The following is a 17,244-nucleotide window of genomic DNA, read 5'->3' as shown; positions in this document are numbered from 1 at the left end:
AATCTCGCGCCTCGCGGCGAATTCGGCGCGGCGCCGACGTGTTGCGGTGCAATGAAGTACAATTCTGGCTACATTCCCCTACCAACCTGTTCCCAAGCCGGAAGAAAGATCTGGGCATGCGCACGAACTGCCTCACCCCCCTGTGTTTCTACGCGATGATCGGACACGATTCGTCATCGACGTCTTCGCACGGCAGTCGTCGATCTCGTTGACCGCAGATCGTCTGTTGCCGGCCCGCGCGCATCCATTGCGCCCGCCGCCGGCATCCATTGCGCTTACCCGATTTTGACTTTCGGCGCGTCTCGCGAGACGAACGCCGACGGCGGATGCACCGCCGCATTGACGAGCCCGACAAGATGAACGCACCCTTGCCCGCCTTCGAGCCGCACGACGCCAAGCATGCGGTCGCCGCCCAGCCGCCGCGACTGCGTGAGATCCCCTATAACTACACGTCGTTTTCGGACCGCGAGATCGTGATGCGCCTGCTGGGCGCCGACGCCTGGCACATCCTCGACGAACTCCGCGCAGAGCGCCGCACCGGCCGCTCGGCCCGCATGCTCTACGAGGTACTCGGCGATATCTGGGTGGTTCGCCGCAATCCGTATCTGCAGGACGACCTGCTCGACAATCCGAAGCGCCGCAAGCTGTTGATCGACGCGCTGGACCACCGTCTGAACGAGATCGACAAGCGTCGCCGCGCGGATGTGGCCGCGAACGCCGATGCGAACGGCCGCGAACGCGCCGCCCGTGTGGAGCAACTGGAGGTGGCGGCACGCCGCGCCGTGGCGGACTTCGCCGAGGAGTTCGCGAAGATGGCCGAGCTGCGCCGTCGCGCGAAGAAGGTGCTGGGCCGCACGACCGCGCACGACAACATCAAGTTCGACGGTCTGTCGCGCGTCTCGCATGTGACGGACGCGACGGACTGGCGCGTGGAGTATCCGTTCGTCGTGCTCACCCCGGATAGCGAAGCCGAAATGGCGGCGCTGGTGAAGGGGTGCTTCGAGTTGGGACTGACGGTCATTCCGCGCGGAGGCGGCACCGGCTACACGGGGGGCGCGATTCCGCTCACGCCGTTCTCGGCCGTGATCAATACGGAAAAGCTTGAGCAGCTCGATGAGGTCGAGTACTCGGCGCTGCCGGGCGTTGACCAGCCGGTGCCGACGATTTTTTCGGGCGCCGGGGTGGTGACGCGTCGTGTCGCCGAGGCCGCCGAGCGTGCCGGTCTGGTGTTCGCGGTCGACCCGACGTCGATCGACGCATCGTGCATCGGTGGCAACGTGGCGATGAACGCCGGCGGCAAGAAGGCCGTGCTGTGGGGCACCGCGCTCGATAACCTCGCGTGGTGGCGCATGGTCGACCCGCAGGGCAATTGGCTCGAGGTCACCCGTCTCGATCACAATCTCGGCAAGATTCACGACATTCCGGTCGCACGCTTCGAGTTGACGTGGTTCGACGGCAATTACGCGCCGGGCGCCGTGCTGCTCAAGACGGAAAAACTGGACATCGAAGGCAAGCGTTTCCGTAAGGAAGGGCTCGGCAAGGATGTGACGGACAAGTTCCTCGCCGGTCTGCCGGGCATTCAGAAGGAAGGCTGCGATGGTCTGATCACGAGCGCGCGCTGGATTCTGCACAAGATGCCCGCGCACACGCGCACGGTGTGTCTGGAGTTCTTCGGCCAGGCGAAGGAAGCGATTCCGAGCATCGTCGAGATCAAGGACTATATGTTCGCGCAGACGGCTGCCGGCGGCGCGATTCTGGCTGGCCTGGAGCATCTGGACGAACGCTATCTGCGCGCCGTGGGCTATGCCACGAAGTCGAAGCGCAATGCGTTCCCGAAGATGGTGCTGATCGGCGATATCGTTGGCGACGACGACAACGCCGTCGCTCAGGCGACGTCGGAAGTCATTCGCATGGCCAACGGCAAGAGCGGCGAAGGTTTCGTCGCGGTGTCGGCCGAAGCCCGCAAGAAGTTCTGGCTCGACCGCTCGCGTACCGCCGCCATCGCGCGCCACACCAATGCCTTCAAGATCAATGAAGACGTGGTGATCCCGCTGCCGCGCATGGGCGAGTACACGGATCACATCGAACGCATCAACATCGAGTTGTCGCTCAAGAACAAGCTGCAACTGGTCGACGCGCTCGAAGCGTTTTTCGACGCCGGCAATCTGCCGCTGGGCAAGACAGACGACGCCAACGAGATTCCGTCGGCCGAACTGCTGGAAGATCGTGTGCAAACGGCACTCACGCTGCTGCGCGATGTGCGCGCGCGCTGGGTGTTCCTGCGCGATCATTTCGAACTGCCGCTGGCCGAGGCGATTCCGCTGCTCAACCGTCATGGCGTTCGCGACCTCAACGTGGCGCTCAATGATCGGCTGAACAAGCAACCGCAAACCCGTCTCATCGACCTGCTGCAGGATCGTACGGTGCGCGTGTCGTGGAAGCAGGAGATCCGCGGGGAACTGCGCAAGATTTTCTCGGGCGGGGAGTTCAAGCCGATCCTGGAGGAAGCGCAAGCGATTCACAAGCGCGTGCTGCACGGCCGCGTGTTCGTCGCCCTGCACATGCACGCGGGCGACGGCAATGTGCACACGAACATCCCGGTGAACTCGGATAACTACGAGATGCTCCAGGATGCGCACAAGGCGGTGGCACGCATCATGGCCATCGCGCGTTCGCTCGATGGCGTGATCTCGGGCGAACACGGTATCGGCATCACCAAGCTGGAGTTCCTGACGGAAGCCGAGATCGGCGAATTCCGCGCGTACAAGCAACGTGTGGATCCGGAAGGGCGCTTCAACAAGGGCAAGCTGCTCGACCTGCCCGACCTGCCCGCCGACCTGCGCAATGCCTATACGCCCAGCTTCGGGCTGATGGGGTATGAGTCGCTGATCATGCGGCAGTCGGATATCGGCGCGATCGCCGACAGCGTGAAGGACTGCCTGCGCTGCGGCAAGTGCAAGCCGGTGTGCGCCACGCACGTGCCGCGCGCGAACCTGCTTTACAGCCCGCGCAACAAGATTCTCGCGACGTCGCTGCTCATCGAGGCGTTCCTGTACGAAGAGCAGACGCGTCGCGGTGTGTCGATCAAGCACTGGGATGAGTTCAATGACGTGGCCGATCACTGCACGGTCTGCCACAAGTGCGTGACGCCGTGCCCGGTGAAGATCGACTTCGGCGACGTGACGATGAACATGCGCAACCTGCTGCGCAAGATGGGCAAGAAGAAGTTCAATCCGGGCGCGGCCGCCGGCATGTTCTTCCTGAACGCGACGAACCCGGAGACGATCAACATCACCCGCAAGGTGATGATCGACTGGGGTTACAAGGCGCAGCGTTTCGGCGCGGACATCTTCAAGAAGCTCGCGAAGAAGCAAACGGCACGCCCGCCCTCGACGGTGGGCAAGCCGCCGCTGCGCGAGGAAGTGATCCACTTCGTCAACAAGAAGATGCCGGGCAACCTGCCGAAGAAGACGGCGCGCGCACTGCTCGACATTGAAGACAACAAGGTGGTGCCGATCATTCGCAATCCGAAGACGACCACGGTCGATTCGGAAGCGGTGTTCTATTTCCCGGGCTGCGGCTCGGAGCGTCTGTTCTCGCAGGTCGGACTCGCCACGCAGGCGATGCTCTGGCACGTGGGCGTGCAGACGGTGCTGCCGCCGGGCTATCTGTGCTGCGGCTATCCGCAGCGCGGCTCGGGGCAGGGCGAGAAGGCCGAGAAGATCGTGACGGACAATCGCGTGCTGTTCCACCGCATGGCGAACACGCTGAACTATCTCGATATCAAGACCGTGGTCGTGTCGTGCGGCACTTGCTACGATCAGCTCGCCGGCTATGAATTCGAGAAGATATTCCCGGGCTGCCGTATCGTCGACATCCACGAATACCTGCTCGAGAAGGATGTGAAGCTCGAAGGCGTGAACGGTACGCGCTACATGTATCACGACCCGTGCCACACGCCGATCAAGACGATGGATCCGGTCAAGCTCGTGAATCAGTTGATGGGCAGCGAGCACGACGGCTACAAGATCGAGAAGAACGATCGGTGCTGCGGTGAGTCGGGCACGTTGGCGGTCACCCGTCCGGACATCTCGACGCAGATCCGCTTCCGCAAGGAAGAGGAGATGCGCAAGGGCGCGGCGAAGCTGCGCGCGGACGGCAAGGTCGAGGACGTCAAGATTCTGACGAGCTGCCCGTCGTGCCTGCAAGGGCTGTCGCGCTATAACGACGACGCCGACATCACGGCGGACTATATCGTCGTGGAAATCGCCAAGCATGTGCTGGGCGACGAGTGGCTGGTGGACTATGTCAAGGATGCGAACCACGGCGGCATCGAACGCGTGCTGGTCTGATGGCCCGCTCGGGGGCGCGGCCGATGCCTGACCGACGGCCAACGGAGGCGGCGTGGACGTAGTCTTCACCGCGCTGATCCTGCTGTTTGTGGTGGCGCTGACCGGCGTGCTGGTCAGCTACGTCAAGTTTCTGCCGGTGCCGCTCGTTCAGATCGCTGTGGGCGCCGCGCTCGCTTTTCCGGGCGCGGGGCTGCACATCGATCTCGACCCCGAGATTTTCTTCCTGCTGTTCATCCCGCCGCTGCTCTTCGCCGACGGCTGGCGCATGCCCAAACGCGAGTTCTGGCACCTGCGCGTGCCGATCGTCGCGATGGCGCTCGGCCTGGTGATCTTCACGGTGCTCGGCGTGGGCTATTTCATCCACTGGATGATTCCGTCGATTCCGCTCGCCGTGGCGTTCGCGCTCGGCGGCGTGCTCTCGCCAACCGATGCCGTGGCCGTCTCCGCTCTTACCGGACGCCTGAAGATGCCCACGCGGCTCATGCACGTGCTCGAAGGCGAGGCGATGATGAACGACGCATCGGGCCTGGTCGCGTTCAAGTTCGCCATCGTGGCCGCGACGACGGGACTCTTTTCGATCGGCAACGCCACATTCTCGTTTTTCGTCATCGCGCTGGGCGGCCTGCTCGCCGGCTGGGCCGTGACGTGGCTGTTCACGCAGTTCCATCGCCGCGTGATGGCGGCGTCCACCGAAGAGCCGGCGACGGTCGTGCTGTTGCTGTTGCTCATGCCGTTCGCCGCCTATCTGCTGGCCGAACATTTCGGCTTCTCGGGCATTCTCGCGGCCGTGGCCGCCGGCATGACGGTCAGCTCGACCGATTTGCTCAATACCCGCACCGCCACCCGTATTCTCGGTAACGGGGTGTGGTCGATGCTCGAATTCGTGTTCAATGGCGCGGTGTTCGTGCTGCTCGGCCTGCAATTGCCGGACATCGTGCGCGCGGCGCTGCAGCCGGGTCAGCCGCATTGGGGAACGCTGCTCAATCTCGGCCAACTGTTGGGATACGTCGGCGCGATTTCGGCGGTGCTCATCGTGCTGCGCTTCTGCTGGGTGTGGGTGGCGTGGCGCGTGATGTATTTTCTCGGTATGCGACGTGGCGAAATCACAATGAAGCCCGGCATGCGCTTCACTGGCGTGACGGCCCTCTCGGGCGTGCGCGGCGCCGTGACGCTGGCCGGTGCGCTCTCGGTGCCGCTGGCCCTGCCGGGCGGCGCGCCGTTTCCGGGGCGCGATCTGCTGATTTTCCTGGCCGCTGGCGTGATTCTGCTCTCGCTTATCGGCGGCAGCCTCGGTTTGCCGTTCCTGCTGCGTGGCGTGCGCTGGCCGGTCGAGGACCCGCGCAATCGTGAGATGGGCGAGGCGCGCCTCGCGGCGTCGGAGGCAGCGATTCGCACTGTCGAATCGCTGCAAAAAGTCATTGCGAAGTCGGGCGACGAACTCGACACTGCCGTATGCGCCGAAGCGGCCGCGCGGGTGATGGGGCGGTATCGCCGCACGCTCAATGCATCGAACGCTACCGACGACGAGATGCGCGTGCGCGCGGTGCGTGAGGTCGAAGTCGAACGCCGGCTGCGCGCTGCCGCCCTGCAGGCCGAGCGCGGGGAACTGTCGCGTCTGCGCATGGCGCACCGAATCAACGACGAGACGCTGCGCGAACTGATCGGCGAGATCGACTTCGCCGAACTTGCGCTCGGCCCGGTCGACCCGGCCACCGGCAAACGTTACAAGCGCAACAAGCGATGAGAGCACTGACAGCACTGACCTGAACCGTCTGCGGCGCACACGGCGAGGGCAGGGCAAACGAGGGAAGAATCATGATGGAATGTCCGTTTTGCACCGGAGAGAGCGGCGACGTCGTATGGCGCGACCCGGTACTGCGCGTGGTGCTGGCGAACGAGAACGGCTACCCGGGCTTCGCTCGGGTGATCTGGCATGCCCACGTCGCCGAAATGAGCGATCTGCCCGCGGCGGCGCGCGAGCATGTGATGCGCGCCGTGTTCGCCGTCGAGACAGCCCAGCGCACGGTCATGTCGCCGCACAAGATCAACGTGGCGAGTCTGGGCAACATGGTGCCGCACGTGCACTGGCACGTGATTCCGCGATATCGCGACGACGTTCACTTTCCCGGCTCGGTCTGGAGCGCGCCGCAACGCGAGGTGCCGGCGGCGGTGCTCGCCGAGCGCGCCGCCTGGACACCCGCCCTGCGCGGTGCCCTGGTGGCGGAATTGAATCGTCTCCCCGCGTGGCCGGCATGACCGTTGAGGCCTGAGCGGCTATACTGCCGGCCGATGTGTCGCATGTCGGCGCACCGACCGATTATTCTGGAGCAAGACCATGGCTGGGCTTGAGAAAGACACGCCGATTCCCGTTTCCTTGACGCTGCATCGCACATCGAAGGTGCTGGAACTGGGCTACGAGGACGGAACACACTACCGCCTGCCGTTCGAATTCCTGCGCGTACTCTCGCCGTCGGCGGAAGTGCGCGGCCACGGCCCGGGGCAGGAGACGCTGCAAACCGGCAAGCGCGATGTCGAACTGAACGGCCTCGAGCCGATCGGCAACTACGCGGTGCGCCCCGTGTTTTCGGACGGACACGATACCGGCATCTATTCGTGGGATTACCTCTACGAGCTGTGCGTGCGTCAGAGCGCGCTGTGGCAGGAATACCTGGACAAGCTCGCGGCAGCGGGTGTCGGTCGCGACACGCCGATGTCGTCGCCGGCTGCGGGTGGCTGCCACCACCATTGAGGCCCCGGCGGTGCGCACGTGCGTGTGGCGCCCGCCTACATGAATTTGGGAGATTGCAATGGGCGAACAGACCCACTTCGGTTATGAAACCGTCGACGAGAAGGAAAAGGCCGGCAAGGTCGCCGAGGTGTTCCATTCGGTCGCGAGCAAGTACGACGTCATGAACGACCTGATGTCGGGCGGACTGCACCGGATCTGGAAAGCCTTCACGATCGGACGCGCCGCCGTGCGCCCCGGCTTCAAGGTGCTCGACATCGCGGGCGGCACGGGCGACCTCTCGAAGGCGTTTGCGCGCGCGGCCGGCCCGACCGGCGAAGTCTGGCTCACCGACATCAACGAATCGATGCTGCGCGTGGGGCGCGACCGCCTGCTCGACGCGGGTATCGTCACCCCGGCCCTGCTGTGCGACGCCGAAAAGCTGCCGTTCCCGTCGAACTATTTCGATGTGGTCACCGTGGCGTTTGGCCTGCGCAACATGACGCACAAGGACGCCGCGCTCGCCGAAATGCGCCGCGTGATCAAGCCGGGCGGCAAGGTCATGGTGCTGGAGTTCTCGAAGGTTTGGCAGCCGCTCGAAAAGGCGTACGACACCTATTCGTTCAAGGTGCTGCCGTGGCTCGGTTCGCGCATTGCGGGCGACGCCGACAGCTACCGCTATCTGGCCGAGTCGATTCGCATGCACCCGGACCAGGAAACGCTCAAGTCCCTGATGGAACAGGCCGGTCTCGAACGTGTGGAATATCACAACCTGACCGCAGGGGTCGTCGCGCTGCATATCGGACGCAAATTCTGAGTCCGCACTCACTTACCTGACGCACCCCAGCGCCCCGGACTGCGGAAAAAAACCGCGCCGGGGCGTTTCTCTAAGAACAAGCTAATTCTGCTGTGGCAGAATCGGCCGTCGCCTCATTTGGTTTCGGTACGTAAAAAAGTGCTGAACCATTCCGGTTGACGCCTGTCAGTAGACAGCAACCTATAAACTCCACGGAGAGACCAGAACGATGTTCCAGTTCCTGAAAAACAAGCTGTTGTTGGGCGTGGTGGCCGGCGTAGTGGCGGTCGGCATGACGATCGCGGACGCCGATGCCAAACGCGTTGGCGGCGGCCGGAGCATCGGCAAGCAGTCCAGCACCGTGACGCAGCGCCAGCAAGCGCCGCAACAACCGACGCAAGCCACGCCGGGCACCGCACCGCAGCAAGCCGCACCGGCGGCTGCAGGGGCCGGTGCCGCAGGGGCCGCGGCTGCCGCCAAGCCGGCCAATCGCTGGCTCGGCCCGATCGCCGGTCTGGCGGCCGGTCTCGGGATCGCGGCCCTGCTTTCGCACTTCGGCCTGGGCGGCGCGTTCGCCAGCATGATGGCCAACGTCATCATGATTGCGCTGATCGCCTTCGCCGTGATGTGGCTGATCCGTCGTTTCCGCGGCAATAAGTCGCAGTCCCAGACGCCGGCATACGCTGGCGCGGGTAACGACGCGTCGAACAACACGCTGCGCCAGTCGTGGGACAGCCAGTCGCAACAACCGGCACAACCGGCACAACCGGCGTCGTCGGCCCAGCCGTCGCTGTCGGGCGTGCCCGCCGCTGCGGGTGCCGCTGCCGCAGCCGCCCCGTTCGGCGTGCCGGCCGGCTTCGATGTCGACGGTTTCCTGCGCAGTGCCAAGGTGTACTTCAACCGTCTGCAAGCCGCCTGGGACAAAGGTGATCAGGCCGATATCAACGAGTTCACCACGCCGCAGATGTTCGCGGAAATCAAGATGGACCTCGAAGAGCGCGGCAAGTCGGCCAACCGCACGGACGTCGTGCAACTCAACGCCGAACTGCTCGGCATCGAGGAATCGGCCGTCGAGTATGTGGCAAGCGTTCGTTTCTCGGGCCTGATCCGCGAAGCCGAGGGTGCCGCGGCTGAGCCGTTCAACGAAGTATGGAACCTGACCAAGCCGGTGACCGGTAGCGGCGGCTGGGTGCTCGCCGGGATTCAACAGGCTAGCTAAGCGCACGACGGTTTTGCCGTAACCTGCCTTACAATGAGAGCCCGCGTCTGAAGCGCGGGCTCTTTTGTTTTTGCCGTCCGCCGATCGTTGCCGGGCGGCGTCTTTCGGTACGACCGGCGCTCATCGTCGGCCGGCCGCCAAGCTCATGACCGTAGCCGCCAAAGCCTTTGCCGCCACTGTGAACCACTTGCTTGCCCGCGAACCGTGGGCGCGAGACCGTCTGCGCCATCACATCGGGGCGTCTGCCCGGCTGGCCATGTCGGCCATCGACCTGCGTCTGCGCGTGGGCGACGACGGCTATCTGGTCGCCGCCGATGCCAACCTGTCTTGCGACGTCAGCATCGCGGTGCCGCCGGCGGCGCTCGCCGATTTCGCGGGCGGTGGTCAGGCGGCCGTCATGCGACACGTCAAGATCGAAGGCGATGCCGAGTTTGCCAATACGGTCTCCTATCTGGCCCAGCATCTGCGCTGGGAGGTGGCCGAAGACCTGAGCAAGGTGATCGGCGACGCCGCGGCGCACCGGGTGACCGAAACGGGCAAGGCAGCGGTGGCCGGCGCACGCCGCACCGGCGGCACGCTGGCGCGCTCGCTCGCCGATTACCTCGTGGAAGAGAACCCGCTGCTGGTCGGGCGTGGGCGCCTCGATGCGATGCGCAGCGGCATCGGCACGCTGCGCGACGATCTCGCGCGGCTGGAAAAGCGCCTGGAGAAGCTCGAACGCCAGACGGCCGGGCGCGACGGGGCAGCCGCCGCGGTATCCCGCCCCCTTGGAGGTCGCTGAACGATGCGCCTTCTGCGTCTGATCAAGATCTTTTTCGTCAGCTACCGATACGGGCTCGACGAACTGGTGCTGTCGAGCATTCCCCATCCCGCCGCACGCGGGCTGCTGCGCGTGTTGTCGTTCGGACGCCGTGGGCTCAAAGCGCCGCGCGGCGAACGCCTGCGCCTCGCGCTCGAATCGCTGGGGCCGATTTTCGTGAAGTTCGGGCAGGTACTCTCGACGCGCCGCGATCTGATGCCGCCCGATATCGCGCAGGAACTGGCGCGTCTCCAGGATCAGGTGCCCCCGTTCGATCCGGCGGTTTCGCGTGCGAGCATCGAGAAGTCGCTGGGCCATCCGCTCGAAGAAGCCTTCGTGGAATTCGAGCGCACCCCGGTCGCGAGCGCATCGATCGCGCAGGTGCACTTCGCCCGGGTTCGCGACGGTGAGCACGCCGGCAAGCAAGTCGCGGTCAAGGTCCTCCGACCGAATATGCTCAACGTGATCGACAGCGATCTTGCGCTCATGCGCGATCTAGCCGGTTGGGTCGAACGGTTGTGGCCGGACGGCAAGCGGCTCAAGCCGCGTGAAGTGGTCGCGGAATTCGACAAGTATCTGCACGACGAACTGGACCTGATGCGCGAAGCCGCCAACGCCGCGCAACTTCGCCGCAACTTCATCGATTCGGGCATGCTGATGGTGCCCGAGATTTATTGGGAATTCAGCTCCAGCTCGGTCCTCGTGATGGAGCGCATGCACGGCGTGCCCATCAGCCAGATCGATGTGCTGCGCGAGGCGGGCGTCGACCTCAAGAAGCTCGCGCGCGAGGGCGTCGAGATCTTCTTCACGCAGTTCCTGCGCGACGGCTTCTTCCACGCCGACATGCATCCGGGCAATATCCTGGTCAGCCTCGACCCTGCAACGTTCGGCCGGTACATCGCACTCGACTGCGGCATCGTCGGCGCGTTGTCCGAGTTCGACAAGAACTACCTCGCGCAGAACTTCCTCGCGTTCTTCCGTCGCGACTACCACCGGGTGGCGTCGCTGCACCTGGAGTCGGGCTGGGTGCCGGCCGACACGCGCGTGGAAGAACTCGAAGGGGCGATTCGCGCCGTCTGCGAGCCTTACTTCGACCGCCCGCTCAAGGAGATTTCGCTCGGACTCGTGCTCATGCGCCTGTTCCAGACGTCGCGTCGCTTCAACGTCGAAATCCAGCCGCAGCTCGTGTTGCTGCAAAAGACGCTGCTCAATATCGAAGGCCTCGGCCGTCAGCTCGACCCGGATCTGGATTTGTGGAAGACGGCCAAGCCGTTCCTCGAACGGTGGATGGCCGAGCAGATTGGCCCGCGCGGCTGGCTTGAACGGCTGAAGGCCGAAGTGCCGCAGTGGAGCAAGACGATGCCGCAGCTGCCGCGGCTCATCCACCAGGCGCTCGCCGCGCACGCGCGTCCGCAGGATGACACCGTGCTGCTCGCGTTACTTCAGGAGCAGCGCCGCACGAATCGGCTGCTGACGGGCGCGTTCTGTCTGGTGGGCGGCGTCGCCATCGGCGTGTTGACGGCGTTTGTCTGGCTCTACGGCGGATTCTGAAAATAGAGGAGCCCACGGTGCCCATCGTCCGACCATCTCACGTCGCATTCGCTGCCCCTCGCGAGGATGACCGCCCGACGACGGGCGGTGCGCCCGCCGCGCCCGCCGTCCCGTCGTTCTCCCATCGCGATCCGTCGCGCGCGGAATTCTGGGACGAGCGCTTCGCAAGTGCCTTCATGCCTTGGGACGCGGCCGGGGTGCCCAAGGCGCTGCGCGACTTCGTAGCAGGCGAGGGAGCGCCCCGGGCCACGCTGATCCCGGGCTGCGGCTCGGCGTACGAGGCCGCGTGGCTCGACACGCAAGGCTGGCCGGTGCGGGCCATCGACTTCTCGGCGACCGCCGTCGCGTCGGCCAAGGCGCGGCTCGGTCCACACGCGGCGCTCGTGGAACAGGCCGATTTCTTCACCTATACGCCGCCGTTCGCGCTCGAGGTGGTCTACGAGCGCGCGTTTCTCTGCGCCTTGCCCCGCACCCTCTGGCAGGACTACGCACGCCGGATGGCGCAACTGCTGCCCCAAGGTGGACGTCTGGCCGGATTTTTCTTCCTCAAGGAAACGCTGAAGGGCCCGCCGTTCGGCATCGCGCCGGACGCCCTCGATGCGCTGCTCGGTCAGGACTTCGTCTGCGAGGTGGACCGGCGGGTCGACGACTCGGTGCCGGTCTTCGCCGGGGCCGAACACTGGATGATCTGGCGCCGGCGCTGAGCGTATAGCCCCTGTTTTGCCGTGCCGGCAGTCATGACCCACTTGTACCATCAGCATGCAACGTCACCCCAGACGCTGGGCAATTCCCGATATTTGCCGTCATCGAACGGGCTGTCGTGATTTTTCCTCCCCGCGTGACGCTCGCGCCGCTATAATCGGCCGAAATTTTTTCGACAGGTGGCAAAAGCGGGCAGACAAAGGCGCTCCGTCGCATCGGCCCCGTCATGCACGACCTGATTTTTTGTTGCCCTGAAGGCTGCGGCCCAAGGCGCGGTATCGTTCGCTTGCGCGGCGGCCTTTTGAGGCCGGACCGGGCGCAAGACTGACGCCGCCGCGCCATGACCGACGCCCCGGGGATTGGCGGGGGCCGCGTTATGCTGATCTGGTTTGTCATACTGTATTGGGTCATTTCAGTGGCCATCGGGCTGTTGGCCGCCCTCAAGGTCCGCAATACCAAGGATTTCACCGTGGCCGGCCGCCGCCTGCCCTACGGCATGGTCATCGCCGTGGTCTTCGCCACCTGGTTCGGCTCCGAAGCGGTGCTCGGCATTCCCGCCACCTTCCTCGGCGAAGGGCTGCGCGGCGTGGTCTCGGATCCGGTCGGTTCGTCGATGTGCCTGGTGCTCGTCGGCATGTTCTTCGCCCGCAAGCTGTATCGCATGAACCTCATGACGATCGGCGACTTCTACAAGCTCAGGTACAACCGGACGGTCGAAGTGGTGACGAGTATCGCCATCGTGATCTCGTACCTCGGCTGGGTCGGCGCGCAGATCAAGGCGCTGGGACTCGTCTTTCACGCGGTGTCTGGTGGCGCAATGTCCGAGCCCATGGGCATGGTCATCGGCGCGGTCTCGGTGCTGGCATACACACTGCTCGGCGGCATGATCTCGGTGGCGGTGACCGACTTCATCCAGATGATCATCATCGTCGTGGGGCTTGTGTACATCGCCGTGCAGGTCTCCGGCATGGTGCCGGGTGGGGCGAGCGCGGTGATCGCGCACGCGGCGGAGGCCGGCAAGTTCGCGTTCCTGCCGGAATTGAACCCAACGGAAGTGCTGGCGTTCATTGCCGCGGGCATTACCATGATGTTCGGCTCGATTCCGCAACAGGACGTGTTCCAGCGCGTGATGTCGTCCAAGTCGGAAAATGTGGCGGTCGCCGGTTCGGTCACGGGCGGCGTGCTGTACTTCTTCTTCACGTTCATCCCGATCTTCCTGGCCTACTCGGCCCTGCTGATCGCTCCGTCGATGGTGCAGAAGTACATCGGCACCGATCCGCAACAGATTCTGCCGCAGTTGGTGCTCACTAGTGTGCCGATCGTGGCGCAAGTGATGTTCTTCGGCGCGCTCCTCTCGGCCATCAAGAGTTGCGCGTCGGCCACGCTGCTGGCGCCGTCGGTGACGTTCGCGGAGAACATCGTCCGCCCGATGCTGCGCGGTCGTATCGACGACAAGCACCTGCTGCGACTGATGCGTATCGTCGTGCTCTGTTTCACGGCGCTGGTGCTGGTGTACGCGCTGAATTCCACGGCGTCGATCTTCCATATGGTCGAGAGCGCATACAAGGTCACGCTCGTGTGCTGCTTCGTGCCGCTGGCGTTCGGACTTTACTGGAAGCGTTCGAGCTCGCTGGGCGGCACGCTCGCCGTGCTCTTCGGCCTGGTCGTCTGGATTGGGTGCGAATGGCTGGCGCCCGAGGCCATGGTGCCGGCGCAGTTGGCGGGTCTGGCGGCCTCGATCGCCGGCATGGTCGTTGGCTCGCTCCTCCAACCCAACGCAGAGCATGCGCAGTCGCGGGAGCCGCAGGCGTCGACGATCTGACGACCCGGGCCGGGAAGCCTTTCACTACGCGGATTACGTCAACGACCCATCTTGATCTTGGGGCGTTGCGGCCCCATATGTGGCTGGACAAATCCCGAAAGCCTTGTGAAGCGGTTATAATTCAAGGCTTTGCGCGCCTTTTTCCGTCGGAAAGTACCATGCCTATCTATGCTTATCGTTGCGAAACATGCGGTTTCGCCAAGGATGTGCTGCAAAAAATGAGCGATGATCCGCTCTCCCAGTGCCCGGAATGCGGCAAGGACACGTTTCGCAAGCAAGTGACTGCGGCGGGGTTCCAGCTCAAGGGTTCGGGGTGGTATGTGACCGATTTCCGTGGCGGTTCGGGCGGCGCGAGTGCGCCGGCCTCGGGCGCAGCGCCGGCGGCGCCGGCAGCGGCCTCGGGCGAGAGCGCGTCGTCGTGCGCTTCGACCTCGTCGTCTGGCGGCGAGGCGTCGAGCGCGCCGGCGGCAAGCTGTGGCGGCGGTTGCGCCTGCCACTGAGATAGACAGAACGGTGCGCGTTCGAGCCCGGCGGCCGGATGCGCGGCAGGACCGATGCGCCGGAACGCCGGAACGCCGGAACGCGGATTCGTCCGCTGATATATACCCCATAGCCGCCCACCTTCGCGAGCCCTGCCATGCGCGTTAAAAAACCCGCGTTGAAGACGATTTTCCTCACCGGCCTGCTGGTGCTGGTGCCGCTCGCCATCACGCTCTGGGTACTCGGCCTGATCATCGGCACGATGGATCAGACCTTGCTGCTGTTGCCGGACGACTGGCAGCCGTCGCACCTCATCGGCATGCGCGTGCCTGGCTTCGGCGTGGTGGTGACGCTCGGGTTCGTGTTCGTCGTCGGTCTTCTGGCGCATAATTTCATCGGCCAGAAGCTGGTCGGCTGGTGGGAAGCCGTTCTGACGCGCATTCCCATCGTTGGACCGCTTTACGGCAGCGTCAAGCAGGTGTCCGACACCTTGCTGTCGAGCAACGGCAACGCATTTCGCAAGGCGTTGCTCGTGCGATATCCGCACGCGGATTCCTGGACCATCGCTTTCCTGACCGGCGCGCCGGGCGGCGACGTGGTCAACCACTTGCAGGGCGAGTACGTGAGCGTCTATGTCCCCACGACGCCGAACCCGACGTCGGGCTTCTTCCTGATGATGCGGGCGAGCGACGTGGTCGAACTCGACATGACGGTCGATGCCGCCCTCAAGTACATCGTATCGATGGGCGTGGTGGCGCCCGCCCACAACCCGCGCCAGCAACGTCCCGGTCCGCTCCTCTGAGCCACCGGGAATCGCCGGCGCCATTTTTTGAAAATCGGAACAGCAAAATGTCCATGCGTACCTCCTACTGCGGTCTGGTGACCGAGCAACAACTGGGCCAAACGGTCAAGCTGTGTGGCTGGGTCAATCGCCGCCGCGATCACGGCGGGGTCATCTTCATCGACCTGCGCGATCGCGAAGGTCTGGTGCAGGTCGTGTGCGATCCGGACCGCGCGGAGATGTTCAAGGCCGCCGAAGGCCTGCGCAACGAGTTCTGCGTGCAGATCACGGGCCTGGTGCGCAGCCGTCCGGCGGGCACCGAAAACGCCAACCTGACGAGCGGCAAGATCGAAGTGCTGTGCCACGCGCTCGAAGTGCTCAATCCGTCGGTCACGCCCCCGTTCCAGCTCGACGACGAGAACCTGTCGGAAACCACGCGCCTCACGCATCGCGTGCTGGATCTGCGTCGTCCGCAGATGCAATACAACCTGCGCCTGCGCTACAAGGTGGCGATGGAAGTGCGCAAGTATCTCGACGCGCAAGGCTTCATCGACATCGAAACCCCGATGCTCACGAAGAGCACCCCGGAAGGCGCGCGCGACTATCTGGTGCCCTCGCGTGTGAACGCCGGCATGTTCTTCGCGCTGCCGCAGTCGCCGCAGCTCTTCAAACAGCTCCTGATGGTGGCCGGCTTCGACCGCTATTACCAGATCACCAAGTGCTTCCGCGACGAAGACCTGCGCGCTGACCGTCAGCCGGAATTCACGCAGATCGACTGCGAAACCTCGTTCCTCACGGAGCAGGAAATCCGCGATCTGTTCGAGAACATGATTCGTCACGTGTTCAAGGAAGCCATCGACGTCGACCTCGACGCCAAGGTGCCGGTCATGGAGTACGCGGAAGCGATGCGTCGCTTCGGCTCCGACAAGCCCGATCTGCGCGTGAAGCTGGAATTCACCGAGCTGACCGACGTGATGGGCGACGTGGACTTCAAGGTGTTCTCGGTGCCGGCCACGACCGAAGGCGGCCGCGTGGTTGCGCTGCGCGTGCCCGGTGGTGCGGAGATCTCGCGTAGCGAAATCGACGCCTACACCGATTTCGTGAAGATCTACGGCGCGAAGGGCCTGGCGTGGATCAAGGTCAACGAAGTGGCCAAGGGTCGCGACGGTCTGCAAAGCCCGATCGTGAAGAACCTGCACGACGCCGCCGTTGCCTCGATTCTCGAGCGTACCGGCGCGCAAGACGGCGACATCATTTTCTTCGGTGCGGACAAGGCCAAGGTGGTGAACGACGGCATCGGCGCGCTGCGCCTGAAGATCGGTCACTCGGAGTTCGGCAAGAGCCACGGCCTGTTCGAAGCCGGCTGGCGTCCGCTGTGGGTCGTCGACTTCCCGATGTTCGAGTACGACGAGGAAGACGCCCGCTGGGTTGCGTGCCATCACCCGTTCACGAGCCCGAAGGACGAGCATATCGACTACCTCGAGACCGATCCGGGCAAGTGCCTGGCCAAAGCCTACGACATGGTGCTCAACGGCTGGGAAATCGGCGGCGGATCGGTCCGTATCTTCCAGGAAGACGTGCAGAGCAAGGTGTTCCGTGCGCTCAATCTCGGCGAGGAAGAAGCCCGTGCGAAGTTCGGCTTCCTGCTCGACGCGCTGCAGTACGGCGCGCCGCCGCACGGCGGTATCGCGTTCGGTCTCGACCGCGTCATCACGATGATGGCCGGTGCCGATTCGATCCGTGACGTGATCGCGTTCCCGAAGACGCAGCGCGCGCAGGATCTGCTCACGCAGGCACCGTCGTCGGTCGACGAGCGTCAACTGCGCGACCTGCATATCCGTCTGCGCCAGCCGGAAGCGCCCAAGGCCTGACGTGGCCTCACGGGGCCGCTCGCCGGCCCCGCGCGCAAGCTGAAAACCCTCTCTGCCGTCAGGCGAGGGGGTTTTCGTTTTTCGGGGCATCGCGCGTGCCGCAACACCCGGCGTTTGCCCTATACAATGCGTCATCGGTGCCGGTC

Annotated in this window: 13 protein-coding genes; all 13 read left to right on the top strand. The window is 64.4% G+C overall.

Annotated features, from left to right (window positions below):
- Window positions 1-356: 356 nt before the first annotated feature.
- Entirely contained in the window at window positions 357-4,352 is a 3,996-nt protein-coding gene (locus PSO31014_RS10615; protein ID WP_150551595.1) for a DUF3683 domain-containing protein, read from the top strand.
- Window positions 4,353-4,404: 52 nt separating this feature from the next.
- The gene (locus tag PSO31014_RS10610; RefSeq protein WP_150551594.1) at window positions 4,405-6,096 is read left to right on the top strand and encodes a Na+/H+ antiporter; all 1,692 of its coding nucleotides are present in this window, start codon (window positions 4,405-4,407) and stop codon (window positions 6,094-6,096) included.
- A 74-nt stretch (window positions 6,097-6,170) separates the two neighbouring features.
- Window positions 6,171-6,608, top strand: coding sequence for an HIT family protein (locus PSO31014_RS10605; protein WP_246176601.1), 438 nt, complete (start codon window positions 6,171-6,173; stop codon window positions 6,606-6,608).
- 79 nt (window positions 6,609-6,687) lie between these two features.
- Window positions 6,688-7,101 carry a gamma-butyrobetaine hydroxylase family protein gene (locus PSO31014_RS10600; protein ID WP_150551592.1) on the top strand — a complete coding sequence of 138 codons (414 nt, stop codon included), beginning with the start codon at window positions 6,688-6,690 and terminating at the stop codon, window positions 7,099-7,101.
- Window positions 7,102-7,159: 58 nt separating this feature from the next.
- Window positions 7,160-7,894 (top strand): bifunctional demethylmenaquinone methyltransferase/2-methoxy-6-polyprenyl-1,4-benzoquinol methylase UbiE, encoded by a 735-nt coding sequence (ubiE, locus tag PSO31014_RS10595; protein WP_150551591.1) that lies wholly within the window; start codon window positions 7,160-7,162, stop codon window positions 7,892-7,894.
- Window positions 7,895-8,102: 208 nt separating this feature from the next.
- Window positions 8,103-9,092, top strand: a complete 990-nt coding sequence (locus PSO31014_RS10590; RefSeq protein WP_150551590.1) for a Tim44 domain-containing protein — start codon at window positions 8,103-8,105, stop codon at window positions 9,090-9,092.
- A 145-nt stretch (window positions 9,093-9,237) separates the two neighbouring features.
- Window positions 9,238-9,873 carry a ubiquinone biosynthesis accessory factor UbiJ gene (locus PSO31014_RS10585; RefSeq protein WP_174976471.1) on the top strand — a complete coding sequence of 212 codons (636 nt, stop codon included), beginning with the start codon at window positions 9,238-9,240 and terminating at the stop codon, window positions 9,871-9,873.
- Between the two features lie 3 nt (window positions 9,874-9,876).
- Window positions 9,877-11,442 (top strand): ubiquinone biosynthesis regulatory protein kinase UbiB, encoded by a 1,566-nt coding sequence (ubiB, locus tag PSO31014_RS10580; RefSeq protein ID WP_150551588.1) that lies wholly within the window; start codon window positions 9,877-9,879, stop codon window positions 11,440-11,442.
- Window positions 11,443-11,459: 17 nt separating this feature from the next.
- Window positions 11,460-12,146 (top strand): methyltransferase domain-containing protein, encoded by a 687-nt coding sequence (locus tag PSO31014_RS10575; RefSeq protein ID WP_150551587.1) that lies wholly within the window; start codon window positions 11,460-11,462, stop codon window positions 12,144-12,146.
- A gap of 374 nt (window positions 12,147-12,520) precedes the next feature.
- The gene (locus PSO31014_RS10570; RefSeq protein ID WP_150551586.1) at window positions 12,521-13,966 is read left to right on the top strand and encodes a high affinity choline transporter 1; all 1,446 of its coding nucleotides are present in this window, start codon (window positions 12,521-12,523) and stop codon (window positions 13,964-13,966) included.
- Between the two features lie 158 nt (window positions 13,967-14,124).
- A complete protein-coding gene (locus PSO31014_RS10565) occupies window positions 14,125-14,466 on the top strand; it encodes an FmdB family zinc ribbon protein (protein ID WP_150551585.1) in 342 nt (113 codons plus the stop codon).
- A 137-nt stretch (window positions 14,467-14,603) separates the two neighbouring features.
- Window positions 14,604-15,248, top strand: coding sequence for a DUF502 domain-containing protein (locus PSO31014_RS10560; RefSeq protein ID WP_150551584.1), 645 nt, complete (start codon window positions 14,604-14,606; stop codon window positions 15,246-15,248).
- A gap of 47 nt (window positions 15,249-15,295) precedes the next feature.
- The gene (gene aspS / locus PSO31014_RS10555) at window positions 15,296-17,098 is read left to right on the top strand and encodes an aspartate--tRNA ligase (RefSeq protein WP_017235626.1); all 1,803 of its coding nucleotides are present in this window, start codon (window positions 15,296-15,298) and stop codon (window positions 17,096-17,098) included.
- Window positions 17,099-17,244: the final 146 nt, after the last annotated feature.

The sequence above is a fragment of the Pandoraea soli genome (assembly GCF_902459595.1).
GTDB classification, from domain to species: Bacteria; Pseudomonadota; Gammaproteobacteria; order Burkholderiales; family Burkholderiaceae; genus Pandoraea; species Pandoraea cepalis.
The sequence above is the reverse complement of the archived record's forward strand: the minus strand, read 5'-3'. Positions and strand labels throughout refer to the sequence as shown.

Excerpts from the sequence above, each read along its gene's own strand:
- PSO31014_RS10615 (WP_150551595.1), top strand. The coding sequence starts at position 357 with ATGAACGCACCCTTGCCCGCCTTCGAGCCGCACGACGCCAAGCATGCG.
- PSO31014_RS10605 (WP_246176601.1), top strand. The coding sequence starts at position 6,171 with ATGGAATGTCCGTTTTGCACCGGAGAGAGCGGCGACGTCGTATGGCGC.
- PSO31014_RS10600 (WP_150551592.1), top strand. The coding sequence starts at position 6,688 with ATGGCTGGGCTTGAGAAAGACACGCCGATTCCCGTTTCCTTGACGCTG.
- ubiE (WP_150551591.1), top strand. The coding sequence starts at position 7,160 with ATGGGCGAACAGACCCACTTCGGTTATGAAACCGTCGACGAGAAGGAA.
- PSO31014_RS10590 (WP_150551590.1), top strand. The coding sequence starts at position 8,103 with ATGTTCCAGTTCCTGAAAAACAAGCTGTTGTTGGGCGTGGTGGCCGGC.
- PSO31014_RS10585 (WP_174976471.1), top strand. The coding sequence starts at position 9,238 with ATGACCGTAGCCGCCAAAGCCTTTGCCGCCACTGTGAACCACTTGCTT.
- ubiB (WP_150551588.1), top strand. The coding sequence starts at position 9,877 with ATGCGCCTTCTGCGTCTGATCAAGATCTTTTTCGTCAGCTACCGATAC.
- PSO31014_RS10570 (WP_150551586.1), top strand. The coding sequence starts at position 12,521 with ATGCTGATCTGGTTTGTCATACTGTATTGGGTCATTTCAGTGGCCATC.
- PSO31014_RS10565 (WP_150551585.1), top strand. The coding sequence starts at position 14,125 with ATGCCTATCTATGCTTATCGTTGCGAAACATGCGGTTTCGCCAAGGAT.
- PSO31014_RS10560 (WP_150551584.1), top strand. The coding sequence starts at position 14,604 with ATGCGCGTTAAAAAACCCGCGTTGAAGACGATTTTCCTCACCGGCCTG.
- aspS (WP_017235626.1), top strand. The coding sequence starts at position 15,296 with ATGTCCATGCGTACCTCCTACTGCGGTCTGGTGACCGAGCAACAACTG.